Below are 23,113 nucleotides of genomic sequence, written 5' to 3'. Positions count from 1 at the left end.
GTCTTCCTCAGGACCGGACGCCCGGCGGGCGGCCACCGCAGAAAGGCACCAGATGCACACCAGCAAGTTCGAAAGCCTCACCGTCGAGAACGACGCCGACTTCCCCGAGTACGACGACCCGCCCGCCGACCCCGTGACCCTCGTACAGCGCTGGCTCGACCGCGCCGTCGAACTCCAGGTCCGCGAACCCAAGGCACTCGCCCTGGCCACCGCCGACAAACGCGGCCGGCCCTCCTCGCGCATCGTCCTCGTCAGCGCCGTCGACGACCGCGGCGTGCTGTTCACCAGCCACGCCACCAGCCGCAAGGGCCGCGAGATCGAAGAGAACAACTGGGCCGCCGGACTCCTCTACTGGCGCGAGACCGGCCAGCAGATCAAACTCTCCGGCCCCGTCGAACCCGTCCCCCTCACCGAATCCGACAGCCTCTGGCAGGCCCGCGCCATCCCGCTGCACGCCATGTCCGCGGCCTCCCGGCAGAGCGAACCGCTCGCCGACCCGGCCGCCCTGCGCGCGGAAGCCGCCCGCCTCGGCGCCGACGGCAAGGCCCTCGACCGCCCCGAGCGCTTCTACGGCTACCGGCTCCAGCCCCACGACATCGAGTTCTGGGCCCACCGCCCCGACCGGCTCCACCTGCGGCTGCGCTACGACCGCGACGGCGACGGCTGGACCGCCGTCCGCCTCCAGCCGTAGCCGTAGCCGCGCGCGGCGCCCGCGGGCGCCGCACCCGTACCACGGCCAACGGCGCGGGCGGCCGGCGCCCCGGATCCCTCCGGGCCGCCGGCCGCCCGCGCCGCCTTCGGCGCGCCCCGGCCGTCAGGTCTCAGACCTTCGTCGCCTCGATGATCGCCGCGTGCGGCGAGACGTGCAGCACCTGCGCCGGCACCAGCCCCGCCTTGCGCATCAGAGCCTCGTACTCCGCCTGCGTCCTGCCCTTGCCGTTCAGGACCGTCAGCATCACCATGTCCACGTCCTTCGCCGGATGCGGCTCGTTCCCCTCCGGCACCAGCGCGTTGACCATCAGCATCCGGCCGCCCTCCGGCATGGCGTCCCGGCACACCTCCAGGATCCGCACACACTGATCGTCGGGCCAGCTAGCCAGCACGTGCTTCAGGATGTAGACGTCCCCACCCTCCGGCACCGCCGCGAAGAAGTCGCCGCCCACCGCCTCCCACCGGCCCGACAGCTCCGGCACGTCCAGCACATGCGCCGCCACCACCGGCTCACGGTCCATCAGCGTGCCCGAGAGATGCGCGTTACGCCGCAGAATCGCCAGCAACTGCCCGCCGCGCCCACCGCCCACGTCCACCACCTTGCGGGCGGCACCGAAGTCGTACGCCGCGGCGACCTGATCGCTCAACGCCTCCGAGAACGACGCCATACTCGCGTCGAACCGCATGCCCAGCTCACGGTTGCCGAACAGATACTGGTAGAAGGGCATCCCGAACTCCGCCTCGAACGGATTCCCGCCCGTACGGACCGCCTCGGAAAGCCCCGTCGCCGACCGCAGGAAGATCTCGTGGCCGTGCATCTCCACATACGAGCGCATCGACCCCGGCACGTCCTCCCGCAGCAACTGCGCCAGCGGCGTCAGCGCGAACCGGCCGTCGTCCTCCTGCCGGAACACCCCGTACGCCGCCAGATAACGCAGCAGCCGTGCCAGATACGGACCGTCCAGCCCCGCCTCCGCCGCCAGGTCGTCCGCGCTTCGCGGACCGCCGGCCAGCAGATCCGCGAGCCGCAACTCCGCGGCCGCATGCAACGCGGCCGTCCGCAGATAGCCTTGCGATAATTCCAGCAACTGCTCGGTGACATCGGTAGATTCGTCCATGCACACACCTTAGGTCGCGCCCCGGACGGCTGATAGGAGCCCGACCGTGGCAGGTTCCTGTTATCATTCGCCCCGCATCCGGGGCGCCTACTCGAAAACGATGTCGAGACCGCCGAGATCGGCCTTGATGTCGATCGCCGAGATCCTGCCGTTCTCCGTAGCGAAACAGAACGCCACATGCGGCCGCCCGCGCACCCGCCACACCAGCCCCGCCGCCCCGTCGATGAGCGCCGGATCCGGATTCCACGTCCGCCCCGCGAACACCCGCGTCACCGCGTCCGCACCGCGGACCTCCGGCACATCCGTGATCGGATGCATCCCCCGCAGCCCGGCCTCCAGACTCATCCGCATCGCCGCCGCATCCGTACGCAGCACGATCTCCGGCGCCAGCATCGCCAGCAGCGCCTCGAAATTCCCCTCCCGCGACGCCGCGAGAAACGCCGTCGCCAGATCCGACTTCCCCGACGGGAACGAGGCGGCCGCATCGTACACACCGAAAGCGTCCCCCCGCCGCGCCGTCGGCGTCGACCGCTGCACACGCCGCCGCGCCCGGCTGGCGAGCTGTCGTGCCGCGGCGGGGGAGCGGTCGACGATCGTCGCGATCTCCTCGAACGGCACGGCGAACATGTCGTGCAGCACGAACGCCAGCCGCTCGGCCGGCGTCAGCGTGTCCAGGACGACGAGGAGCGCCAGCCCGACCGAGTCGGCGATCACCGCCTCCTCCTCCGGATCCTCCGGCGACAACTCGTCCTGCGGATCGCCCGCGTCCGACGTGTCCACCAGCACCTCGGGGCGGGACCTGCGGGACTGCAGCATGTTCAGCGACACCCGGGCGACGATCGTCGTGACCCAGCCGCTCAGGTTCTCCACCTCGCTGGTGTCCGAGCGACTGAGCCGGATCCACGCCTCCTGGACGGCGTCGTCCGCCTCCGGGACCGACCCCAGCATCCGGTACGCCACCGCGCGCAACCGGGGCCGATCGGACTCGAAGCGCTCCGCCAGCCAGTCGTGTTCACTCTTCAACGCCCGGTCCTCTCCCGTCGCCTGTCATGTATCTGACCCGCGAGAACACGCCGATGTGACGCGCCCCCGAACACCCGGCCGAGGGCTACCTGCCCCGCTACCGTGACCGGATGCGCGAAACCCCCGAAGAACTCCGACGCCTCCAGGAACTGCTCGACACCTCCCTGGCCCGCTCCACCGGCCACCTCCGCTCGATCATCAACACCGACCGCACACTGACCGCGGAACAGCTCACCCGCGTACTCACCGGCATGTGCACCCTCGGCCTCTCCACCGTGACCGCCAAGGGCGAACCCCGCATCAGCGGCGCCGACGGCCACTTCCTCCACGGCACCTGGTACTTCGGCACCGCACGCACCGCGGCCAAGGCCCGCCACCTCACCGCCCGCCCCGCGGCCAGCGTGGCGCACATGCGCGGCGAGGACCTCGGCGTGTTCACCCACGGCGACGCGGTCACCCTCAACCCCGCCGAGGGGGAGCCGGACCCCGAGTGGCCGGAACTCCTCGCGTACTTCAAGGACTTCTACGGCGAGAACGCCTTCCGCTGGGACGAGGAAGTCGTCTTCTTCCGGCTCACCCCGCACTGGATGACGGTCTTCGCCCCGGACGCCGCCAAACTGGGCCTCGCCTAGGGACGGGGCGCGGCGGGCGTGCCGGGAGTCCGGCGGGCCTGCCCGGGGGCCGGGGCGGGGTGGGGCGCAAGGGCCGGAAAGGCCGTTTCGGATGCCCTCTCGGCACGCCCGCCGTGCGGCGCTACGCGCATAACCTCCTGCCGAATCGAGACATGGGGGGTTCGCACACATGCGCAACCACGGAGTCGTCACCGCCATCGCCGCCGCCGGCGGCGCGCTGACGATGCTCGCCGTCACGCCGGCACAGGCCGCCGAGTACAGCTCGCCGCTGAAGGTCCGCGGCATCCAGTACGACGCACCCGGCCGGGATTCCAACAGGTGCTCCGGCGGGAACACCCACAAGGAATATCTGGCGATCAAGAACTACTCGTCCAGCCGGACGGTGAACCTGAAAGGATGGGTCGTCAAGGACGCGGCCGGAAACCGGTTCACGTTCCGCGCGAACCACTATCTGCAGCCCGGTGACCAGGTGAAGCTGCGGGGCGGGAACGGTCGCGACTCCGACGCGGACAACGTCGTCTACCGCGACAACTGCAACTTCATGTGGAACAACGACAAGGACACGATCTACCTCGTCAAGTCGAGCGGCAGCCGGGCGGACGCGCACAAGTACACCAAGAGCGCCGACGACCGGGACGGCAACGGCTACATCACGTATCACGGCTGACTGCTGAAGGCTGACGACTGAGGGCTGACGGCCGAGGTGGGGGCGGCCGAGGTGGGGGCGGCGCTGGGTGCCCGGTGCGGGTGCCGTCGTTTCGCGGACGATGACAGTCATCTGTTATCTGTCAGTTGTCATCCGTCGATCGTCAGGGCGCACCGGGCGGGGTCACCCGCGGGGGCGGGTGGCGTCGAGCGCGGTGGTGAACTGGCGGGTGAGCGTTGTCGGGTGGGTGATCGCCGTGCCGACGACCACCGCGTACGCACCGCGCGCCAGCGCCTCCGCCGCCTCGGCCGGTGTCCCGATCCGCCCCTCCGCGAGCACCGGCACCGGCACCGCAGCGGCCAGCCGCTCCACCAGAGCGAGGTCGGGGCCCGCGCCGGGGGCGGGGGAGCCGTCGGTGTAGCCCGAGAGGGTGGTGCCGATCAGGTCGGCGCCCAAGTCGGCCGCCCGCAGCCCCTCCTCGTACGACGAGACATCGGCCATCACGAGCCTACCCGCCTGCCGCACCGCCTCGAACGACTCCGCCACGTCCCGGCCGTCCGGCCGCGGGCGGTCCGTGGCGTCGACGGCGACGACGTCCGCGCCGGCCTCCGCGACCGCTCGCGCGTGCGCCGCCGTGGGCGTGATGACGACGCCGCCGTCCCCGTCCTTCCAGAGCCCGATCAGCGGCGCGCCGGTCGCGGCCCGGATCGCCCGCAGGTCCGCGACCCCTTGCGCGCGGATGCCCGCGGCCCCGCCGTCGAGCACGGCCAGCGCCATGCGGCGCATGATGCCGGGGTCGCGCAGCGGCTCGCCCGGGTACGCCTGGCAGGACACCACCAACCGCCCGCGCAGCCGCGCGAGAAGAGCCCCGCCGTCCCGGCCGCCGCCGCTGTCGCCGTCCCGGCCGCCGCCGCTGTCGCCGTCCCGGCCGCCGTCGCCGTCGCTGTCGCCGTCGTGGTCGCCGAAGCCGTCGGCCCGCGCGCTCACGCGACCGTCTCCAGCGCGAGCCGCGCGGCGCCGAGCAGCGCCGCGTCGTCGCCCAGCCCGCCCGGCACGACCGGGACGTCCGCCAGCGGCGGCAGCGCCGTCGCCGCGATCGCCGCGCGCAACGGGCGCCACCAGACCGGGCCGCACCGGCTCACGCCGCCGGTGACGAGGACGAGTTCCGGGTCGAGCGCGTTGACGAGCCCGCCCACGGCCTCGCCCAGCGCCACGGCGCCCTCCGTGAGCACCGCCACCGCCACCGCGTCCCCGGCCGCCGCCCGCTCGGCGACGGCCGCGAGACCGCGGCCCGCCGCGGCCCCTTCCCCCGCCGCCTGGCCGGCGCGCCGGCCGTACTCCGCCGCCATCGCCGGTCCCGACGCGACCGCCTCCGCGTGGCCCGTACCGCCGCAGGCGCACGGGCGGCCCGCCGCGGCCGGTACCGGCAGGTGGCCCAGGTGTCCCGCCGCGGAGCGGGCGCCCCGGTGGGGCCGCCCTCCGAGGATCAGCGAGCCGCCGATGCCGGTGCCCGCGGCGACGAGCAGGACGTGCGCCCGGCCGGCCGCCGCGCCGCGCCAGGTCTCGCCGAGCGCGTGCGCGTGGACGTCGTTGTCGACGGCGACGGGTGCGCCGAGACGGCGGGAGAGTTCGTCGCGGAGCGCGGTGCCGGCCCACCCCGGCAGGGCGGCGGTGGCGGAGAGCACGGTGCCCGCCGCGGCGTCGATCACGCCCGCGCTGCCGACGCCGACGGCCGCGTACGGGCCCCCGGACGCGGCGAGTTCGGCCACGGCCGCAGCCGCGCCGTCGAGGACCGCCGCGGGCCCGGCCGCGGCCGGCGTGGGCGCGGTGCGGCGGTGCAGCAGCCGCCCGTCCTCGTCGACCAGGGCGGCGGCGGTCTTCGTGCCGCCGATGTCGAGCGCGGCGACGACGGTCATCGCGGCCCGGCGGCGGGTCGGTTGCGGCGGGGCACACGGCCTCCCGGTACGTACGGCATGTCAACGAAGGCGGGAGCAGGGTCGGTTGGAGCGGAGCGAGGGGAGCATGAGATCAGATGTCTGATGTCCCATGCCTGATAGCGTGTGACCGTAGCCCGGGGGTCGAAGTGGGTCAAGAGGCGGGAGTGCGCGTGTGACCGAGGCCCGTGCCAGGGAAGTCCGTACGAGCGCGGCCCGCGCGGCCGTGACACCCGCCGGCAGATCCCTCCTCCGGCTGGAGGTCACCGAGGGCATCAAGCGCTACATCCTCGCCAACCGGCTTCGCCCCGGCGACCCGCTGCCCACCGAGGCCGACCTGTGCGCCGCCCTCGGTGCCAGCCGCTCCAGCGTCCGCGAGGCGGTCAAGACGCTCCACGCCCTCGACATCGTCGACGTACGGCACGGGCACGGCACCTACGTCGGCAGGCTGAGCCTGTCGGCGCTCGTCGAGAGCCTCGCGTTCCGCGGGCTGCTCGACCCGGAGGGCGACGTGCACGTGATGGCCGATCTCGTCGACGTGCGCGAGCTGTTCGAACGGGGCATGGCCGAGCGGATCGTGGCCCGGCTCGACGGCGACCGGCTCGACGCGCTGGACGCGCTGGCGGAGAAGATGCGCGCGGACGCGGGCGGCGCCGAGGCCGACTTCGTAGCCGCGGACCGTGCCTTCCACGCGCTGCTGGTCGAGCCGCTGGGCAACGAGCTGATGGGGCAGCTCTCGATGGCCTTCTGGGACGTGTACGCCATCGTCGCCCCGCAGTTGCGGATGGCCACGCGCGAGGACCGGGCGGAGACGGCCGACGCCCACGAGGCCATCGTGCACGCGGTGCGCAGCGGCGACCCGGCCGCCTTCGCCCGGGCCGTCGCGGCGCACTACGCCCCCGTACGCCGCCGCCTCGCGGCCGGCCGCGACGGCGAGGAGGGGGACGGCGGGGCTGCGGCGCCACGCTGACCGGCGAGAAGCCGCGCCCGCGGGCAGCACTGCGTGCAGGGCGGACAGGCGGACAGGGCGGACAGGGCTGACAGGGCTGACAGGGCTGACAGGGCTGTTACAGGGCGGTGCGTACGGTCAACGGCCCGTCCGCGCCCGGGACACGGACGCCGGAACAGCAGGTTCCCCCTGACGCCCGTCCGCTCAGTGCCGCCTGAACTTCCGCACCAGCCGCCCCCACGTGCCCAGCCGCAGCGCCTCGTACGACGCGAACCGCTCCCGGTCCGCCGGCTCCGCGACGTCCTCGAAGACCGCCCGGGCCTCCTCGCGGAGCACCGGGTCCTCGTGCAGCATCAGCACGAACAGCATCCCGTCGCGGCGCAGCGCGCGCAGCGCACCGTCGCGTCCCGGCGGGTACGAGGCGAGCCCGTGCAGGGCGCGGAGCAGGGGCAGGTGCTCCGCCACCCGGTCGGGGTGGAGCCGCAGGGCCAGCCGCAGCGCGAGCTCCAGCTCGGCGTCGGGGGCCCGCGGCTCGCGCGCGAGTACGGCGGTGACGGCGCGCGCCGCGGACGGGGCGTCCTCGGCCATGTGCCGCAGCCGGCGCCGGAGTTCGCCGTCGTGTCCCGGCGGGTTGCCCTGCGCGGCGAGGACGATCGCGGCGTGGACCGCCTCGGCGGGCGGCGGCGCGTCCATGACGGCGCCGCCGAAGTCCGCGTCCCACGAGCCCCGCGCGTCCCCCGGCTCGCCCGGTAACGCGTCGAGGGTGCCGAGCGCCTTCAGCTCCCTGAGGGCCCCGTACCGGTCCGTGGGCGACCGGCTCATCGCGAGGAAGACGAGCGCGTCGGCGATCTCCTCGTCGGCCGGCCTGCCGGAGCGGTCGCCGGGGAGCTTGCGCATCACGTGCATCAGGCTCACCCGGGCCTGCGGCCCCGACTCGGCCTCGAACCGGGCCCGTACCTGCGCCGTCGTGGCGCCGTAGTGCTCCAGCGTGCGCAGCACCTCGGGGAAGGCCATGTCGTCGGGCTCGATGCTCGCGGCCGCGTCGAGCAGCGCGGGCACGGCGTCGTCGAGGTGTGTGCGGCGCAGCGCCGTCGCGGCGTAGTGGATGCAGGCCCGGTCGCGCAGCGCGCGGCCGTAGACGGGCGCGGCCCGGTCGTCGCCGATGCGGCGCAGTGCCTCCACGAGGCCCTGCTTGAGGTCGTAGGGGTCCTGGTAGTGCTCGTCCCGGGGCTCGCGCTGGGGGAGGCTGTCGCTGGGGACGGTGCGGTACCGCTCCAGCTCGAACACCTTGCCCACGCCGTGCTCGTCGACGAGGGCGTCCCCCTCCTCGTACCAGGCGTCCCACACCGCGGTGACGGCCCCGACCCGCTCCAGGTGCGCGGCGTGGTCGGCGAGGAGGGCGTCGAGCCGGTCGACGAGCACGGGGACGACCTCGGGTCCCCGCTCCTGTAACGCGACGATGGCCCGTTCCCGGAGGCTCACCTCGTCGTAGGCGCCGTCCCCGGTCCGCCACAGGGCCAGCCGCTCGATCAGCTCGCCGACGTCGTCCGCCACTGGTTCACCCCTGCGCTACGGGCCGTTTCCGAAGCCAGGAACCGTACCGGAACGGGACGGGGAAGGGTCCCGAACGGCGGAACCCGTCCGGTTCCGCCACGCCCGGGGCGCAGTGCCCCGGGCGCGCGGCCGCGGTCAGTCCGCGATGAACCGGTTGCCCAACCGCCCCGTGCTCTCGCTCCGTTCGCGCTGGCGCCTGATGACGTACGCGCCGGGGGCGATGCCCGTGCCGCCGTGTTCCGGGTGGATGAGGTACGCGACCGCCGTGGCGTCGAGGACGCCGAGGGCCAGGCGCTGCGGGTCGTTCACGCGCCGGCTCCAGCGGCAGGTGCCGGGATCGGCGACGAGCGTGTGCGGGTTGCCGCCGGCGGCGCCGCGCAGCAGCTCGACGCCTCCCGCGGGGACGGCCGTCCAGCGGGTGTGCGGCGGGACGGTCACGTCGTCGAGGAGCGCCAGCGGTACGACGATGAGGTCGCCCTGCGCCTGGAGGCCGGCGACGACGGGGATGGTCACCTCGCGTTCCAGGTGGGCGAGGACGTCGAGGCCGGTCCTGGCGGTGAGGTCGGCGAGGGTCACGGCTGCGGACGTGGTCATGTGCATCACCTCGGGGTGAGAGAAGGGAAGCCGGTGACGGCAGGGAAGCGAGTGAGAGAAGGGAAGCCGGGCAGGGTGAGGAGGCCCGTAAGCGGAGAAGGGGGGCCGGTGAGCGGGGAAGGCCCGCACGTCAGGTGCGGCGGGCGAGTTGCGCGTACTGCGGGCCGCTCAGCCCGTACGACCAGCCGGCCGCGGCGACGGGGTCGTCGATGCCCGGGGGCACGCTCAGCCCGTACCGGCGGCGGCGCCCGTCGGGTTCGACGGAGCCGTTGACGACGAGCAGGACGCGCCCCGGCGAGCCCCACACGCGCCGCGGCACGTGGTAGAGGTGCAGGTGGGACCCGGCGTTGCCGGGGTCGGGGGCCTTGGCGAGCAGGTGCAGTCCTGCCCGGTCGACGTACGTGTCCCAGCCGATGCGCTCGATGGCGCAGCGGCGCACCTCGACGTTCGGCTCGCGGTGGATCCGCGCCACCGTCGGCTCGGTGACGACCCACCGCGGCACGGCGGTGCCGTGCAGCGCGTACACCTCGGCGCCGTCGCCGTACCGGACGGCGGGGCGGCCGGGGTGGTGCAGCCGCAGTTCGCCGTGGCGGGCGCCGGGCAGCGGCTCGGTGTGCACTGCGGCGGGCCGCTCCGCGACGACGCACACCCCGTCTCCGGGCCACCACCAGCCTGCGGCGCGGGCCAGGGCGGCCCACAGGGCGAGTTGGCGGGTGTCGGCGGCCCGGTAGGCGGCGAGGCCGAGGCGGGCGTGGACGTCGTAGTGCCCGATCCAGTGGGCGTCGTGCTGGCCGTGGAAGGTGAGCCCGAGCGGTTCGGCGCCGGTGGCGGGCAGGAGTGCGGATCGGATCGCGGGCCGGGGGCCGTCGAGCAGCGTGGCGGCGAGGGGGTCGTGGACGGCGGTCCACAGGATGTCGCGCAGCGCGTACCCGTCGCCGAGCGCCTCCTCGGCGGCCATGGTGTGCGCGACCTGGCGCCACGGCGGGCGCGGGCGGTGCACGAGCGTCCGGGGGCGCGGGACGCACCGGTCCAGCCGGGTGCGCAGCGCGGACAGCAGCGACGCCAGCCGGGACGCGACGGGCCAGTCGGCCCAGCGTGCGGGGGCGTCGGCGGCCCGCAGCCGCGTGCGGGCGAAGGCGGGTTGCTCGTCCCGTAGCGCCGGCGGGGCCGCCGCGGGGGAGGGGATCCAGACGAACCGCGGTGGCGGCGCGCCGGCCAGGCCGTAGAGCCCGGTGACGGCCGCTTCTGCCGCCGGCCGGTCCGCGGGCAGGGTGGAGAAGGCGTGTCCCAGCCAGTCGTCGCGCAGGGCGACGGCGAGGGACAGGCGTTCGCGGGAAGAGGAAAGTGAACCGTCGAAGCGGGGAGATGCCCCGCGCGCAGAGGTCACCGCGGTCACCAGAGGGAGGCGGTGTGCGCCTTTCCGTGAGTCATGGCGGTCAGGGTGCCAGCGGCGGCGCGGGGGCGCAAGGGGATTACGGACCGCGTGCGCGGGCCGGCGCCGCTGCCGGGAAATGGTGCGGCGCCGCCGCGCCGCTCTGTGATCGAATGCGGGGAGGGCCGGTGCAGGGCGAAAAGAGCAGGTGAACGGGCGTGGTCTTCGTGGAGGTGCCGCTGACGGCGGCGGTGCGGGAGGCGACGGGCGTCACCGGCCCCGCGGAACGGCTCTACGGCGGCGAGGAGTCCGCCGCCTGGCGGGTCGGCGCGCACGTGGTGCGGATCGGCGCGTACGGCAAGGACACCGCGGAGGCGGAGTGGTGCCACCGCGTGGCGGTCGCCGCGCGGACCGGCGGCTGCCCCGAGGCGGTCGCCCCGCTGCCGGTCCCGGGCCGGGACGACGGCGCCACGGTCGTACGGGTCGAGGGCCGCGCGGTGTCGCTCTGGCCGTACGTCGACGGGGTCTGGGCCGATGGCGACGACCCCCGCTCCGCGCCGGCCGCGGCCCGCATGCTCGCCCGCCTGCACCGCGCGCTGGCCGGCGTGCGGCTGCCGCCCCGGCCGAAGCCGGGCTTCCTCGAAATCGGACTCGCCGGCGACGTGGCGTACGACGACCCGCGGCTGCACGATCCGCAACTGGACACGTGGCTGGCCGGGTTCAGCGCCCGCGCCCGGCTGCGGCACCCCCTGCACGGCGACTACTACCACGGCAATCTGCTCGTCGACCGCGACGACCCGGCGCGGATCGTCGCCGTGCTCGACTGGGACGAGTCCCTGATCGCCCCGCCCGAGGTGGAAGTGGGTGGCGCGGCGCTGGAGTTCGCCGACGAGTTCTGCGAGAACCCGGCGGACGCCCGCCGCTTCGCCGACACCTACCTGGAGGCGGGCGGCACCGCCGAGGCGCTGGACGAGGAGTCGCTGACGCAGTTGATGCGGCACCGGCTGCGGCGCGAGGGCGCGTACTTCGCGCTCGCCGTGGCCCGGGGCGTGCGGCACGACGAGGAGGACCTGGAGTACCACCGCCGCCGGATGGAGGCGTTCGCCCGGCTACGGCCGTAGCCGGGCGCGCCCGCGGGCGGGGCGCGGGTAAATCGGGTTGTCCGGTGCGTGGCGGCGAACTACGTTGCCGAGGTGGATCAATTCGTACCTTCCTGGGCGGCGCTGCGCGCGGCGGTCGCCGGCCTGAGCGACGAGGACTTCGCGCAGCCCTCCGGCTGCACCGGCTGGCTCGTCCGCGACCTCGCCTCCCACCTGGTGATCGACGCGCAGGACGTGCTCATCACCCTGGTCACCCCCGCCGACGGCGAGCCGACGGTCGACGCGGCGCGCTACTGGCACGTGAGCGACGAGCCGCCGACCGGCGCGGACCCCCTCGACGCGCTCACCGTCCGGCTGGCCGCGGCGTACGAGGACCCGGCGCTGCTGAAGTTCCACCTCGACGACGTCGGCTCCGCCGCGGGCCGGGCCGCGCAACTCGCCGACCCGGCGCTGCGGGTGAGCACGCAGGACATGGTCCTCACCGCGGCCGACTACCTCGCCGCGTACGTCCTGGAGTGGACCCTGCACCACCTCGACCTGATCGCCCACCTGCCGCACGTGCCGGGGCCGCCCGCCGAGGGCCTGGCCGGGACCCGGGCCCTGCTGGAGCGGATCGCGGGCGCGGCGTTCCCGGAGTCCTTCACGGACACCGACGCGCTCCTGATCGCCACCGGCCGCCGCACCCCCACGGACGCGGAACGCACCGCCCTCGGCCCGATGACGGCGAAGCTCCCCCTGATCCTGGGCTGACCGGAACCGGAACCGGGCCGAGACCGAGCCGGGGACGGGCGGCCGCGGCCCTACCGGGGGGACCGGAGGCCGCCGGCCACCGCCGGCGGCCGGGCCCCGACCGCCGTCTACGCCGCGCCGATGCGGGCCCGGATGTCGTCCGGCAGCGGACAGGGCTCCTCCGGCGGCAGCAGCGCCGCGGCCTCCTCGCGCCGCTGCTCCCGCAGCAGCGCGCGCACTTCCCGCGCCAGCGGCGTGACGTCCTCGATCCCGCGGATCCACTCGTCGACATAGCCACCGACCGCGGGACCGGAGAGTCCGATCTGAATCGCGCGATGCTCCAGGGGCCGCAGCGCCATGTCCCGCTCCGGATCCCACTGGATACGCACCGGGCTGGTCCTCTTCGCCGCCAGCCAGTCGTCACGCGTCGCGTACATGCGGCTGTCGTGGTGGCTCAGACAGGAGTGGCGCAGTGCCCACTCGAACCCCCGCCGGCTGATCTCGACGGCCAGCACCCGCTCCTGGCCGGGCTTCTCGGCCCAGCCGCAGCGGTACATCATCCACAGGAACGACGGCTTGATCCACGTCATGCGCTCGCGCTTGAACGGCGGCACGAACGTGCCCGCCCGCAGCGCCGGTTCGGCGATGGCGGGCGCGTACGCCTGGTAGACGGTGACCGTGTCCGCGCTCTGCTTCGCCCGGACTTCCCGCAGCTCGGTCACCCGGCTGCCCGCGGGTGCCGCGGTCGGTCCTGGGCGGTGCGTCGTGCGATCTGACGTTCCGCTTCTCCCCGGACGATGGGATCGTCCTCTTCGCGGAGCCGCTCCAAAGCGCGGTCCGCTTCGGGGCCCGGGATGCCGCCCAGGGCCCAGACGGCCTTGGTGGCCAGGGCCCTGGCCTCGTCGTAGTCGAGGTAATCGGGAACCCAGTCGGCCATGTGCAGCAGTGTGTCCACGGAATCCGGGTCACGCCACTCGCCGAGAGCCGAGACCACGTCTTCGTGGGTTGTGTGCCAGTCGGCATAGCACAGTTCTTTGAAGAGCCCGTAGTGCTCCGGAGTGAGGCCGAAGGCGGCCGACACGATCAGGGCCAACTCGACTCCGTCCCCGTACTGTCGGGCGATGGCATCCCGAAGAAGTGAGAGACCGAGCGCCTTACCGTCGTCCGCACCGAAGCGGTGAAGGAACTGCTCGGGAGTGATGTCCCGGCGGCCGTCCGCCCCGTGGGCGAGCGCGAGGATCAGCTTCTCCTGCTCCGGTGTCATCTGGGTATCTCCTTGAAGTCCGTGAAGGAATCGTTGAACAGATCGAGTGCCTTCCCCTGGCCGAGCCCGATGTTGACGTGGTCCTTTCCTTCTTTCTTGAAGAATGCGTGGTCACTCACCCATCCCTTGGACACCTGCGGCATGTCCGGGTATTTCCCCGCGGTCAGACTGGACGCGTCTCTGACGCCGATGGCGGCGAGGGCATCTCTCGTTCCCGCGGGTGCGGTGAATTCGACCATCACACCGTCGTAGGAATCAGAGAAACCCTTGGTCGGTGAAGTGAAGGTCTCCTTGGTGGCAGGGAGGCGTCTGGTCGACTTCAGTGTCTCGAAATGTTCCTTGCTCATCGTACGGTAAAAGGTTTCGACGTCCGTCGGCTTGTGGGCGGCCAGGCCGAGCGGGTCTGTCCAGGTGGTGGGGTTGTGCGGGTAGGCGTACGGATTGGGCGCGGGGACCAGGCCCAGGGGGTCGAGGGTGGCATAGCGTCCCGTGGCGGGGTCGTAGTGGCGGAGTACGTTGTAGTGCCAGCCTGTTTCGTCGTCGGCGTACTGGCCCGGGAAACGCAGGGGAATTTCACCGGCGCCGCCACCCGCTGCGAGGGGCAGCCCCCAAATCGTGGCTGCCGGCTGTCGCCACGCCGTCGTGCCGTTCTCGTCGACGAGTTCGGTGGGCGTTCCGACGATGTCGGTGACTATGGCATAGAACTTGCGGTCCACCTCGTCCTGATCCGGAGTGTGCCGGGTCTGGGTGAGGGGACGCAGGCCATGGTGGTTCCAGGTCAGGGTGACCGGGGCTGCGGACCCGCCGCCGCCGGCGGTGGTCTGCTCGACGAGCGTGGGGCCATGCCAGGTGAAATCGGTGCGCTGCGCCACCGCGCCGGCACCGTCCAGGCGTTCCTTGGCGACGCGGCGGCCGAAGCCGTCGTAGTGGTAGCGCCACGCGGTGCCGTCGGGTGTGACGACCCCGGTGAGGCGGTCTTCGGCGTCCCAGGTGTAGCGCCAAGTCTCGGGTTTCTTCGAGAGCCGGCGGCGCTGGCGCAGCACGATGCGGCCGGCGCCGTCGTGCTCGTAGCGGACGCGTCCCGCGCGGGTGAGGAGGGTGCCCTGGAACTCGCGGTCACCGGCGGCGTCCGCCGCGGGCTCCTCTCCGGCAGTCGGCCACCGGGCCGTGGCCTGGTTTCCGGTGGCGTCGTAGGTGTAGGTCTCGGCGCCGGCCGCACCGGCGGCAGCCAGGACTCGTCCGAGGGCGTCGAGTTCGTAGGTCCGGGAGTCCCCGAGACGGTCGTCGAGCGCGGTGAGGTGGCCGTCGGCGCGATAGCGGTACCGGCGTGCGGTGACGGGCCGGTCCGCCGGCCCGGTGACGGACTGGCCCGTGAGTCGGCCCGCCGGGTCCCACTCCTGGCTGTATGTCAACCGGTCTCCGACCCGGCGCCCGGTCTCGCGCCCGACAGCGTCGTGATCGAAGGCGACGGTCCGGCCGTCGGTGGTGAGCGTGGCGGTGAGCCCGTCGAGGGCGTAGGTCCACTCGCTGCGGTGCCCGGAGGGCGTGGTGCGAGTCAGGGGTCGGTCCGCCGCGTCGTAGGTGAGAGCGAGGGCGCGGCCGTTCACCGTCTCGGAGACGAGGTTGCCCAGCGGGTCGTATGCGCGGGCCAGTGTGGCACCGGGGGTGACGGCATGGGTCACCCGCCCCAGCGCGTCGTGCTCGTAGCGGCCGACGACGGTGCCGTCCTCGGCGTTCTTCGTCGTGAGCCGGCCCAGGAGGTCGTAGTCGTACGACAGCCGTTGCCCGGCGGCATTGATACGGGTACGCATCTGGCCGGCGGCGTCGAAGGCGTAGCGGGTGACACGGCCGTCGAAGTCGGACTCCGACACCATTCGGCCCGCCGCGTCGAATTCGTGGTTCCAGGTGCGGCCTGCGGGATCGATGACCTGGACGAGGTTGAGTTCGGTGTCGCGGGTGAAGCGGTAGGTGGCGCCGTCCGGGCCCGTCCTGGAGGCCGGCAGGTCGAAGGCGCCGTATGTGAACGTGGTGGTGGCCCCGCCCGCCTCGTGCCAGCACAGCACGTTGCCCTCGGGGTCCCATTCGAGCGTCTCCACTCCGCCCAGGGGATCGGTACGTTCCAGCAGGCGCCCTTCCACGGACCACCGGCTGTGGAACCGGGCGCCGAGCGGATCCGTGAGCGTGACGGGGCGCCCGAAGGCGTCCCGGGCAAGTGCGGTGGTCTCTCCGGCCGGGTCGGTCACGGTGACCGGCAGCCCGGCTGCGTTGCACCTGACCCGTGTCCGACCGCCGGCGGCGTCGGTGGCCGAGGCCAGTCCGCCGTGCTCGTCGTAAGTGAAGCGGATGCGGTGGCCGGTTGGATCGAGGATGGCGACCTTGTTGCCCCGCCCGTCGTATGCGAACTCCCACCGGGTGCCGTCGGCATCGATGAGTTCCGCGGGCAGCCCCCACTCGTTGTAGGCGGCCTGCCTGCTGCTGCCGTCGGGGTACACGATGGTGGTCAGGGCGCCGCGGGGGTCGTATGCGTAGTGTGTGGTGCGGCCGAGGGGGTCGGTGTAGGCGGAGAGCCGGTCTTCGGTGTCGAATTCCTGCCGGACGGTGTTTCCGAGGGGGTCGGTGCGGGCGATGAGCTGGAAGCTGTCGTTGAACTCGTAGAGGGTGTGGTGGCCGCGGGAGTCGGTCACTGTGGTGCGCAGGTTCTCCGCGTCGTATCGGTAGGCGTATTCCAGGGCCCGGTCTGTTCCGGTGGAGAAGACGCAGCGGCCGTCGTCGTCGTAGTCGTAGCGGTACCAGGTGCCGTTGCGGTCTTCCCAGCGGGCCAGGCGCGCTTCGTCGTCGTAGGAGAAGAGCAGGGGCAGGCCGGAGGAGTTGTAGACCTTCTGCAGCAGGCCGTCGTCGTTGTAGTCGTAGGTGAGCAGTACGGGTTCGTCGGGGTCGGAAAGCAGTCGCAGGGACGTGACGTGGCCGTCGCGGACGGCGACGCCGACGCTGTATCCCCCGGTGTGTACGAGTTCGCGGAGGTGGCCGTCGTGGCGGTAGCGGAAGTCGACGCGGTTGCCGTTGCGGTCGGCGAGGGCGGATATCGGCAGCTCGTTCCCGGGCCGGTTCCGTACCGGGGCGAAGTGCAGCGTCCTGCCTGTGTCGGACTGTTCGACGACGAGAGGGGAGCCTGGTTGGCCGTCCCAGGTCAGGCCCCAGCGCGGTCCCGTGACGGGGTGGACGGCGGTCTCGCCGTCCGCGAGGGGTGTGGGGTAGACGAGGGTCATGCCGTCGGCGGTGAAGAGGTGCACCGCGTCTTCGGTCAGGACCAGTCGCTGATCCAGAGTCGACGCCCAGGAGCGGCCGAAGCAGCGGCCGTCGGCGTAGGTGGTGATGTGGTGCCGTTCGATGACCAGGGGCAGCACGCCGGGGAGTTCGACATCGGTGGCGGAGAGGGTCATCTCGCCGGTGGCGACGTCCACGGGGTCGCCGCAGCCGTTGCGTTTGAACATCTGCACGGCCTTCTTGCGGAAGGACTTGCCCAGGCCCTTGGCGCCCAGGGCCATGCCCTTCAGGCCGCCCTTCGCCAGCGCTTTGAGGCCGCCGGCGAGCTTGCCGAGGGTGGTGAGCCCCTTCATGCCGGGTATGCAGTCGAGCGCGGCGAACGCCACGTCCCACAGGGAGGCTTGGCCGTTCATGTACTTCATGAGGGTGTCGGCCAGCACCACCAGGGCGGCTGCCAGGACCACCAGGGCGATGGGACCACCGATGATCAGGGCGACGACACCCAGGACGGCGACGACGACCTTGCAGACGCTGACGATGGTGTCCCAGTTGTCCTTGACCCAGTCGACCGCCTTCTCCCACCACTTCCGGTTCTGAATACCGGCATCGGAAGCATCTTCCAGCTTGTCCTTCGCCTCCGACGCGGCATCCTCACGCATCTTCTTCGCGTCGGCGGCCATCTTCTTGGCCGCTTCCAGGCCGGACTCGGCGTTGTCGACGGCTGTCTGGGCGCTGGTTTGGGCGGACTTGGCATCGGTGGCGTTGCGGGTGGCGGCACGTACCTCGGACTCGTCGGGCTTTTCCTTGCCCTCTTTCTCGTCGTAGTCCTCGGTCTTCTTCGTCGCCCGGTCGACCCAGGAGTTCGCGGAGTCCAGCCGTCCGTTGGCGGCGGTCAGATCACTCTGCGCCTCCCGGCCTTTTGCCAGTGCCTTGTCGGCCAACGACTGGGCACGCTCCAGCTTCGGCCAGTACGCGGCCAGCGCATCACCGGCGAGGTCGTATGAGCGCTGAAGCTTCTTGAGGTTCTTGGGGACTTCCTCGAACTCGTCCTGGAACGCCTTCGCGGTCTTCCCCGCCCAGCGCAGCAAGGCGTCCTCGCCCGCCATGCCCTTGATCTGCCGCAACGCGTCCGCAACATCGTCGGCAAAGTCGTGTAACTCCCGCGCCAGTTGCTTGACCCGCTCCGGGTCGCCCGGCGTGGGGTCCGCATCGAGATCGAGTATGTGCCAGTCTGTCGGGCGAGTCCCCACGGCTCAGCCTCCAAGTCCACCGACGCCCTCAACTGCCTGGTGATTCCTTGAAGTTACCAGGCGCAAGGGAAGTCGACCGGGCGGCGCGAGTCCTTCCGCCGCGGGTCGCAGTCACTGCGTCAGGAACGCCGCCGTGGCCGCCGTGAAGAGTGCCGGGTCGTCCAGCCACGGGTGGTGGCCGGCGGCGGGCTGGACGGTGTGGCGGGCGCTGGGGAAGAGGGCGGCGTACGCGGCCGTCGCCGGGGGCGGCGAGTTGACGTCCACCTCGCCGGCCAGGACCAGGGCGGGGGCCGCAAGGCGGGCCAGGGCGGCGCGGGTGGCGGGCGGGTCGTAGGCGCCGGGGGCGCCGTAGGCGGCCGCGGCTTCGGCGTTCCGGTCCGCGTCGGACGCGGCGTCGAGCGCGCGGGCCGCGTCGTCCCAGCGGCCGTGGAAGAACGGCGCGATGGCGCCGCGCTCGCCGCCGCGGCCGGCGGTCAGGTCCTCCAGCGCCGCGTACGCGTCGGGGAACCACGGCTCCCGTGCCCGCAGTCGGGCCGTCGCCAGCCGGGCCTCCGCGGTGACGTCGATGCCGACGGCCGCGACGCTCGGCGTGATCAGCGCGAGCCGGCCGACGCGCTCGGGGTGGCGGGCCGCGTACAGCACCGCGAGGTTGGCGCCGGCGCAGTGCGCGAGCAGGTCGAGGCGGTCCAGGCCGAGGTGCGCGCGCAGCGCGTCGACGTCGGCCACGAGCCGGTCGCAGCGGTACGACGCGGGGTCGGCCGGGGTGGCGGAGGCGCCGGTGCCGCGGGGGTCGAGGCGGATCAGCCTGCGATGTGCGGTCAGTCCGCCGAGGTCGCCGAGGTAGGCGGCGGACTGCATGGGGCCGCCCGGCAGGCAGACGACGGGCGCGCCGTCGCCACCGGAGTCGTGGTAGGCGAGCGCGGTCCCGTCGGGGGCGGTGAAGTCCTTCATGGCGACGACCCTGTCAGCGGCGTTCCCCGCGCGGCAACCGGATTCCGGGCCGCCGGCCGGGTGCCCGCGTACCCGATCGGGCGAGGATGCCCAGCTCAGCCCTTGACAAATTTATTTGTCAAGGAGAGTCTTGGCGGCATGGAGGACATCGACGTGATCGCGGACCCGGCCTCGGCCGCCGCCGCCCTGGATCCGGTGCGGGCCCGGCTGCTCGCCGAACTGCGCGCGCCCGCCTCGGCCTCCGCCCTGGCGAGCCGGCTCGGCGTGCCCCGGCAGCGGGTCAACTACCACCTGCGGCTGCTGGAGAAGCACGGCCTCGTGGAGGTCGCGGGCACCCGCGTCTGGGGCGGGCTGACGGAGCGGCAGCTCGTCGCCAGCGCCGCCGGGTACGTGGTCTCGCCGGAGGCGCTCGGGGCCGCCGCCGGAGGGCCGCGGCCGGACGGCGACCGGCTGTCGGCGGCCTACGTCGTCGCGCTGGCGGCCCGGGTCGTCGCGGAGGTCGGCGGCATGGCCCGCAACGCCGTACGGGGACGCAAGCGGCTGCCGGTTTACGGGCTGGACGCCGCCGTGCGGTTCCGCTCCCCGGCCGACCGGGCGGCGTTCGCCGAGGAGCTGACGGCCGCGGTCAACGGACTGGTCTCCAAGTACCACGACGAGGCCGCGCCGGACGGCCGCTGGCAGCGGCTGACGGTCGCCGTCCACCCCGTGCCGAAGGACGTCGACCCCGGCGCACCGGAGGCACAGGAGGCACCGGAAGGGGCGGACACGACGCAAGCGGCGCAAGCGGCGCAAGCGGCGGACGCGACGGGCGAGCCGGAGACACCTGAGACACCTGAGGCGCCGGACGCGCCGGACGCGCCGGACGCGCCGGAGGGTGGCGAGCGGCCGTGACCGAGGACGACCCCACCGCCCGCCTCAGCAGCCACGAGATCGCGGTTCCCGGCACCCCCGACGAGGTGTGGCGCGCCATCGCCACCGGGCCGGGCCACGCCGCCTGGCTCTTCCCCGCCGACATCGACCCCGCCCCGGGCGGCGCGATGACCGTGCGCCGCGAGCCCTACGGCGAGACCGCCCACGCCACCGTCACCGACTGGGACCCGCCGCACCGCTTCGGCTACGAGGAGCCCGCGGGCCCCGAAGCGCCGCCGCTGGCCACGGAGTTCCTCGTGGAGGCCGCGGGCGGCGGCAGTTGCGTCGTGCACGTCGTCAACGGCTTCCGGCACGACGGCGAGGGCTGGGAGGACCTGGTCGAGGGGGCAGGCGAGGGCTGGCGGATGTCGCTGACGGTCCTGCGCGCCTACCTGACGCACTTCGCCGGCCGGCCGGCCGGCAGCGTCGGCGTGCTCGTCGGCCTCGGCCTGCCCGCCTCGGAACGCCCCCGCGCCGCCGCCGTCCTCGACCGCCTCCTCGGCATCGCGGAGGCACCCGCCGGGGCCGCGTTCCGCACTCCCGCGGGCGCCCCGGAGCTGGCCGGCACGGTCGAGGACAGGAGCCCGGGCTACGTACTGCTGCGCGCCGCCGAGCCGTACCCCGCGCTGTACGCCTTCTCCTGCTTTCCGATGGCCCCCGGCGCCCCGCTCTCGGTGAACCTCCTCGCCCGCCTGTACGGCGCCCCGCCCGGCGCCGCCGCGCGCGAGGAGGACAGGTGGCGCACCTGGCTCACCGGCGCCCGGCGCGCGTTCGGCAACTGAGGACGGCGACCGCCACGAGACCCGCGCACCACCACCGCGTACGACAACTGAGGACCATCACAGCCGCGTTCGACAAGTGAGGATCACCATGCTGCTGAAGGACAAGAACGCCCTCGTCTACGGTGCCGGCGGCATCGGCCGCGCCGTCGCGCTGGGCTTCGCCCGCGAAGGCGCCACCGTGCATCTGGCCAGCCGGACCCCCGCGCGCCTGGAGGCCGTCGCCGCGGAGGTGCGCGAGGCCGGCGGGACCGTGTCGACGGCCGTCGTCGACGCCCTGGACGAGACCGCCGTCGACGCGCACGCGGAGGCCGTGGCCAAGGAGGCGGGCAGCGTCGACGTCTGCATCAACCTCGTCTCCGTGGGCGACGTCCAGGGCACGCCCCTGGCCGAGATGACGCTGAGCGACTTCGAAGCGCCCGTCCACAACGCCGTCCGCACCACCTTCCTGACCTCGAAGGCCGCCGCCCGGCACATGATCCGGCAGAAGTCCGGCGTGCTGCTGACCTTCGGCGGTGTCGGCGACCCCATGCACGACTACTTCATCGGCGGCTTCCAGGTCGCGCTGAGCGCCGTCGACATGCTGCGCAAGCAGTTCGCCGCCGAACTGGGCCCGCACGGCGTGCGCGTCGTCGGGCTGAAGACAGGCGGGATCCCGGAGTCGATCCCGGAGGGCTTCGAGGGCCGCGACGAACTGGTCGCCTCGCTGGTCGAGCCGACGATGCTGGGCCGGACGGCGACGTACGAGGACGTCGGCAACGCCGCCGCGTTCGCGGCCTCCGACCGGGCCGCGTCGATCACCGCGTCCGAACTGAACATCACCTGCGGCGCGATCGTCGACTGACCGTCCACGGGGGTCGAAAGATATGCAGATGGGATGACCCGGGAGCGCTCCCACGCTACGCTCCCAAGCCACGCCGCGCCCCGTCACCGGGAGGGGGCGCGGCGGCTCCCGGGGGAGTCCCATGCGCACACGTCCACGTACCAACGCCCGCACCAGCAGCCGCAGCCGCACGTCCCGCGCCCTCGCCGCCGCGCTGGCCGCCGGCCTCCTCGCCGGCTGCGCGCTGCTCGACGACGGCCCGTCCGCCGCCGCGCCGGACGGCGGGGCAGGCGGAGAAGGCGGGCCCGTCACGCTGACGGTCGGCGTCTTCGGCGTCTTCGGCTTCGAGGAGGCCGGGCTCTACGACGAGTACGAGAAGCTCTACCCCGACGTCACCATCGTGGAGAACGCCGCGCCCAGCAACGAGGAGTACTACCCGGCGCTGCGCGACGCCCTCGACTCCGGCCGCGGGCTCGCCGACATCCAGGCCGTCGAGGTCGGCAACATCAGCGAGGTCGTCGCCACCCGCGCCGACCGGCTCGCCGACCTCGGCACCGCGACCGGCGTCGACGAGGGCGCGTTCCTGCCCTGGAAGTGGGACCAGGCGACCACCGACGAGAACAAGACCGTCGGCCTCGGCACCGACATCGGCCCCATGGCCGTCTGCTACCGCAAGGACCTCTTCCGCGCCGCGGGGCTGCCCACCGACCGCGACGAGGTCGCCGCGCTGTGGTTCTCCGACTGGGAGAAGTACCTCGGCGTGGGCGCGGACTACATGGCGAACGCCCCCGCGGGCACCGCCTTCGTCGACTCGGCCGCCGGCGTCTACAACGGCTCGATCAGCAGCTTCCCCGTCCGCTACTTCGGCCGCGAGGGCGAGGCCATCTACGAGGACAGCCCCGCCGTCGAGGTCTCCTGGGACCTGGCGATGCAGGCGGCCCAGGGGGACATGACGGCCCGGCTCAAGCAGTTCACCCCCGACTGGGACGAGGGCTTCGCCGAGGGCGGCTTCGCGACCGTCATCTGCCCCTCCTGGATGCTGGGTTACATACAGGAGAAGGCGGGCCCCGGGGCGGCCGACAAGTGGGACATCGCCACCGCGCCCAAGCCCGCCAACTGGGGCGGCTCGTTCCTCACCGTCCCCGAGGCCGGCGAGCACAAGGAGGCGGCGGCCCGGCTCGCGGCCTGGCTGACCGCGCCCGAGCAGCAGGCCAGGCTGTTCGAGAAGCGGGCGAGCTTCCCCAGCTCGCAGGCCGCGTACGAGCTGCCGCAGGTCGCGGACGCCACCCACCCGTACTTCAACGACGCGCCGACCGGCGAGATCTTCTCCATCGCCGCCAAGAGCATCCCGACGCTCGAACTCGGCGCGAAGGACCAGCCGATCCAGCAGCAGATCACCGACGCGGGCATCCTGCCGGTCGAGCAGGGGAAGCTGACGCCCGCGCAGGCGTGGCAGGCGGCGGAGCGGAAGATCGACGAACTGCTGGACCGCTGACACCGCGGATCAGCGG

The 23,113-nt window shown here is 73.1% G+C and carries 21 protein-coding genes; 10 read left to right on the top strand and 11 right to left on the bottom strand.

Features of this window, described 5'->3' with window-relative positions:
- The first annotated feature begins 52 nt into the window (after nucleotides 1-52).
- Entirely contained in the window at nucleotides 53-691 is a 639-nt protein-coding gene (gene phzG / locus ACFYVJ_RS11010) for a phenazine biosynthesis FMN-dependent oxidase PhzG (protein ID WP_388888971.1), read from the top strand.
- Between the two features lie 130 nt (nucleotides 692-821).
- Here the strand turns inward: phzG and ACFYVJ_RS11005 are convergent, their stop codons facing one another.
- A complete protein-coding gene (locus ACFYVJ_RS11005; RefSeq protein ID WP_388888969.1) occupies nucleotides 822-1,829 on the bottom strand; it encodes a methyltransferase in 1,008 nt (335 codons plus the stop codon).
- A gap of 87 nt (nucleotides 1,830-1,916) precedes the next feature.
- Nucleotides 1,917-2,852: a sigma-70 family RNA polymerase sigma factor gene (locus ACFYVJ_RS11000; protein WP_388888967.1), complete on the bottom strand. Its 936-nt coding sequence runs from the start codon at nucleotides 2,850-2,852 to the stop codon at nucleotides 1,917-1,919.
- A gap of 110 nt (nucleotides 2,853-2,962) precedes the next feature.
- Here ACFYVJ_RS11000 and ACFYVJ_RS10995 point away from each other — a divergent pair, with 110 nt between their 5' ends.
- Both ACFYVJ_RS10995 and ACFYVJ_RS10990 read left to right on the top strand, forming a co-directional pair.
- Nucleotides 2,963-3,484 carry a pyridoxamine 5'-phosphate oxidase family protein gene (locus ACFYVJ_RS10995; protein WP_388888965.1) on the top strand — a complete coding sequence of 174 codons (522 nt, stop codon included), beginning with the start codon at nucleotides 2,963-2,965 and terminating at the stop codon, nucleotides 3,482-3,484.
- A 169-nt stretch (nucleotides 3,485-3,653) separates the two neighbouring features.
- The gene (locus ACFYVJ_RS10990) at nucleotides 3,654-4,151 is read left to right on the top strand and encodes a lamin tail domain-containing protein (protein ID WP_388888963.1); all 498 of its coding nucleotides are present in this window, start codon (nucleotides 3,654-3,656) and stop codon (nucleotides 4,149-4,151) included.
- 162 nt (nucleotides 4,152-4,313) lie between these two features.
- Here the strand turns inward: ACFYVJ_RS10990 and ACFYVJ_RS10985 are convergent, their stop codons facing one another.
- Together ACFYVJ_RS10985 and ACFYVJ_RS10980 are read right to left on the bottom strand one after the other, a co-directional pair.
- Nucleotides 4,314-5,117 carry an N-acetylmannosamine-6-phosphate 2-epimerase gene (locus ACFYVJ_RS10985; protein ID WP_388888961.1) on the bottom strand — a complete coding sequence of 268 codons (804 nt, stop codon included), beginning with the start codon at nucleotides 5,115-5,117 and terminating at the stop codon, nucleotides 4,314-4,316.
- Nucleotides 5,114-6,046, bottom strand: a complete 933-nt coding sequence (locus tag ACFYVJ_RS10980; protein ID WP_388888959.1) for an ROK family protein — start codon at nucleotides 6,044-6,046, stop codon at nucleotides 5,114-5,116. The genes ACFYVJ_RS10985 and ACFYVJ_RS10980 overlap by 4 nt, the downstream gene beginning before the upstream one ends.
- 193 nt (nucleotides 6,047-6,239) lie before the next feature.
- On the opposite strand from ACFYVJ_RS10980, the gene ACFYVJ_RS10975 reads away from it, so the two are divergent.
- Complete coding sequence (locus tag ACFYVJ_RS10975) at nucleotides 6,240-7,034, top strand: FadR/GntR family transcriptional regulator (RefSeq protein ID WP_388888957.1); 795 nt, start codon at nucleotides 6,240-6,242, stop codon at nucleotides 7,032-7,034.
- 183 nt (nucleotides 7,035-7,217) lie between these two features.
- On the opposite strand, the gene ACFYVJ_RS10970 is transcribed toward ACFYVJ_RS10975, so the two are convergent.
- The 3 genes from ACFYVJ_RS10970 to ACFYVJ_RS10960 form a co-directional block, all read right to left on the bottom strand.
- Entirely contained in the window at nucleotides 7,218-8,567 is a 1,350-nt protein-coding gene (locus tag ACFYVJ_RS10970) for a hypothetical protein (RefSeq protein ID WP_388888954.1), read from the bottom strand.
- Nucleotides 8,568-8,702: 135 nt separating this feature from the next.
- Nucleotides 8,703-9,161 (bottom strand): hypothetical protein, encoded by a 459-nt coding sequence (locus ACFYVJ_RS10965; protein WP_388888952.1) that lies wholly within the window; start codon nucleotides 9,159-9,161, stop codon nucleotides 8,703-8,705.
- 130 nt (nucleotides 9,162-9,291) lie between these two features.
- Nucleotides 9,292-10,548: a DUF6745 domain-containing protein gene (locus ACFYVJ_RS10960; RefSeq protein ID WP_388888950.1), complete on the bottom strand. Its 1,257-nt coding sequence runs from the start codon at nucleotides 10,546-10,548 to the stop codon at nucleotides 9,292-9,294.
- A gap of 203 nt (nucleotides 10,549-10,751) precedes the next feature.
- Between ACFYVJ_RS10960 and ACFYVJ_RS10955 the strand changes: the two genes are divergently transcribed.
- Nucleotides 10,752-11,654 (top strand): phosphotransferase enzyme family protein, encoded by a 903-nt coding sequence (locus ACFYVJ_RS10955; protein ID WP_388888948.1) that lies wholly within the window; start codon nucleotides 10,752-10,754, stop codon nucleotides 11,652-11,654.
- A 72-nt stretch (nucleotides 11,655-11,726) separates the two neighbouring features.
- On the top strand, nucleotides 11,727-12,383 hold the full coding sequence (locus ACFYVJ_RS10950; RefSeq protein WP_388888945.1) for a maleylpyruvate isomerase N-terminal domain-containing protein: 657 nt from the start codon (nucleotides 11,727-11,729) through the stop codon (nucleotides 12,381-12,383).
- Nucleotides 12,384-12,490: 107 nt separating this feature from the next.
- Here ACFYVJ_RS10950 and ACFYVJ_RS10945 read toward each other — a convergent pair whose 3' ends face one another.
- The 4 genes from ACFYVJ_RS10945 to ACFYVJ_RS10930 all read right to left on the bottom strand — a co-directional run bounded on the left by ACFYVJ_RS10945 (nucleotide 12,491) and on the right by ACFYVJ_RS10930 (nucleotide 19,091).
- A complete protein-coding gene (locus ACFYVJ_RS10945) occupies nucleotides 12,491-13,084 on the bottom strand; it encodes a DUF4291 domain-containing protein (RefSeq protein ID WP_388888942.1) in 594 nt (197 codons plus the stop codon).
- The gene (locus tag ACFYVJ_RS10940) at nucleotides 13,081-13,626 is read right to left on the bottom strand and encodes a HEAT repeat domain-containing protein (RefSeq protein WP_388888939.1); all 546 of its coding nucleotides are present in this window, start codon (nucleotides 13,624-13,626) and stop codon (nucleotides 13,081-13,083) included. Before ACFYVJ_RS10940 ends, ACFYVJ_RS10945 begins: the two co-directional genes overlap by 4 nt.
- On the bottom strand, nucleotides 13,623-18,140 hold the full coding sequence (locus tag ACFYVJ_RS10935) for a DUF6531 domain-containing protein (RefSeq protein ID WP_388888936.1): 4,518 nt from the start codon (nucleotides 18,138-18,140) through the stop codon (nucleotides 13,623-13,625). Before ACFYVJ_RS10935 ends, ACFYVJ_RS10940 begins: the two co-directional genes overlap by 4 nt.
- A gap of 111 nt (nucleotides 18,141-18,251) precedes the next feature.
- Nucleotides 18,252-19,091 (bottom strand): alpha/beta fold hydrolase, encoded by an 840-nt coding sequence (locus ACFYVJ_RS10930; RefSeq protein WP_388888933.1) that lies wholly within the window; start codon nucleotides 19,089-19,091, stop codon nucleotides 18,252-18,254.
- Nucleotides 19,092-19,229: 138 nt separating this feature from the next.
- Here ACFYVJ_RS10930 and ACFYVJ_RS10925 point away from each other — a divergent pair, with 138 nt between their 5' ends.
- The 4 genes from ACFYVJ_RS10925 to ACFYVJ_RS10910 all read left to right on the top strand — a co-directional run bounded on the left by ACFYVJ_RS10925 (nucleotide 19,230) and on the right by ACFYVJ_RS10910 (nucleotide 23,097).
- Nucleotides 19,230-19,982: a helix-turn-helix domain-containing protein gene (locus ACFYVJ_RS10925; RefSeq protein ID WP_388888930.1), complete on the top strand. Its 753-nt coding sequence runs from the start codon at nucleotides 19,230-19,232 to the stop codon at nucleotides 19,980-19,982.
- A complete protein-coding gene (locus tag ACFYVJ_RS10920; protein WP_388888928.1) occupies nucleotides 19,979-20,782 on the top strand; it encodes an SRPBCC domain-containing protein in 804 nt (267 codons plus the stop codon). Before ACFYVJ_RS10925 ends, ACFYVJ_RS10920 begins: the two co-directional genes overlap by 4 nt.
- 88 nt (nucleotides 20,783-20,870) lie before the next feature.
- Nucleotides 20,871-21,623 (top strand): SDR family NAD(P)-dependent oxidoreductase, encoded by a 753-nt coding sequence (locus ACFYVJ_RS10915; RefSeq protein WP_388888925.1) that lies wholly within the window; start codon nucleotides 20,871-20,873, stop codon nucleotides 21,621-21,623.
- A 121-nt stretch (nucleotides 21,624-21,744) separates the two neighbouring features.
- The gene (locus tag ACFYVJ_RS10910) at nucleotides 21,745-23,097 is read left to right on the top strand and encodes an extracellular solute-binding protein (protein ID WP_388888922.1); all 1,353 of its coding nucleotides are present in this window, start codon (nucleotides 21,745-21,747) and stop codon (nucleotides 23,095-23,097) included.
- Nucleotides 23,098-23,113 lie beyond the last annotated feature (16 nt).

Source organism: Streptomyces sp. NPDC004134, assembly GCF_042874195.1.
GTDB lineage: Bacteria > Actinomycetota > Actinomycetes > Streptomycetales > Streptomycetaceae > Streptomyces.
The sequence above is the reverse complement of the archived record's forward strand: the minus strand, read 5'-3'. Positions and strand labels throughout refer to the sequence as shown.

What these genes read in the sequence shown, in the direction of transcription:
- ACFYVJ_RS10995 (WP_388888965.1), top strand. Translation starts at nt 2,963, where the DNA reads ATGCGCGAAACCCCCGAAGAACTCCGACGCCTCCAGGAACTGCTCGAC.
- ACFYVJ_RS10930 (WP_388888933.1), bottom strand. Translation starts at nt 19,091, where the DNA reads ATGAAGGACTTCACCGCCCCCGACGGGACCGCGCTCGCCTACCACGAC.
- ACFYVJ_RS10925 (WP_388888930.1), top strand. Translation starts at nt 19,230, where the DNA reads ATGGAGGACATCGACGTGATCGCGGACCCGGCCTCGGCCGCCGCCGCC.
- ACFYVJ_RS10915 (WP_388888925.1), top strand. Translation starts at nt 20,871, where the DNA reads ATGCTGCTGAAGGACAAGAACGCCCTCGTCTACGGTGCCGGCGGCATC.
- ACFYVJ_RS10980 (WP_388888959.1), bottom strand. Translation starts at nt 6,046, where the DNA reads ATGACCGTCGTCGCCGCGCTCGACATCGGCGGCACGAAGACCGCCGCC.
- ACFYVJ_RS10990 (WP_388888963.1), top strand. Translation starts at nt 3,654, where the DNA reads ATGCGCAACCACGGAGTCGTCACCGCCATCGCCGCCGCCGGCGGCGCG.
- phzG (WP_388888971.1), top strand. Translation starts at nt 53, where the DNA reads ATGCACACCAGCAAGTTCGAAAGCCTCACCGTCGAGAACGACGCCGAC.
- ACFYVJ_RS11005 (WP_388888969.1), bottom strand. Translation starts at nt 1,829, where the DNA reads ATGGACGAATCTACCGATGTCACCGAGCAGTTGCTGGAATTATCGCAA.
- ACFYVJ_RS10910 (WP_388888922.1), top strand. Translation starts at nt 21,745, where the DNA reads ATGCGCACACGTCCACGTACCAACGCCCGCACCAGCAGCCGCAGCCGC.
- ACFYVJ_RS10965 (WP_388888952.1), bottom strand. Translation starts at nt 9,161, where the DNA reads ATGACCACGTCCGCAGCCGTGACCCTCGCCGACCTCACCGCCAGGACC.
- ACFYVJ_RS10940 (WP_388888939.1), bottom strand. Translation starts at nt 13,626, where the DNA reads ATGACACCGGAGCAGGAGAAGCTGATCCTCGCGCTCGCCCACGGGGCG.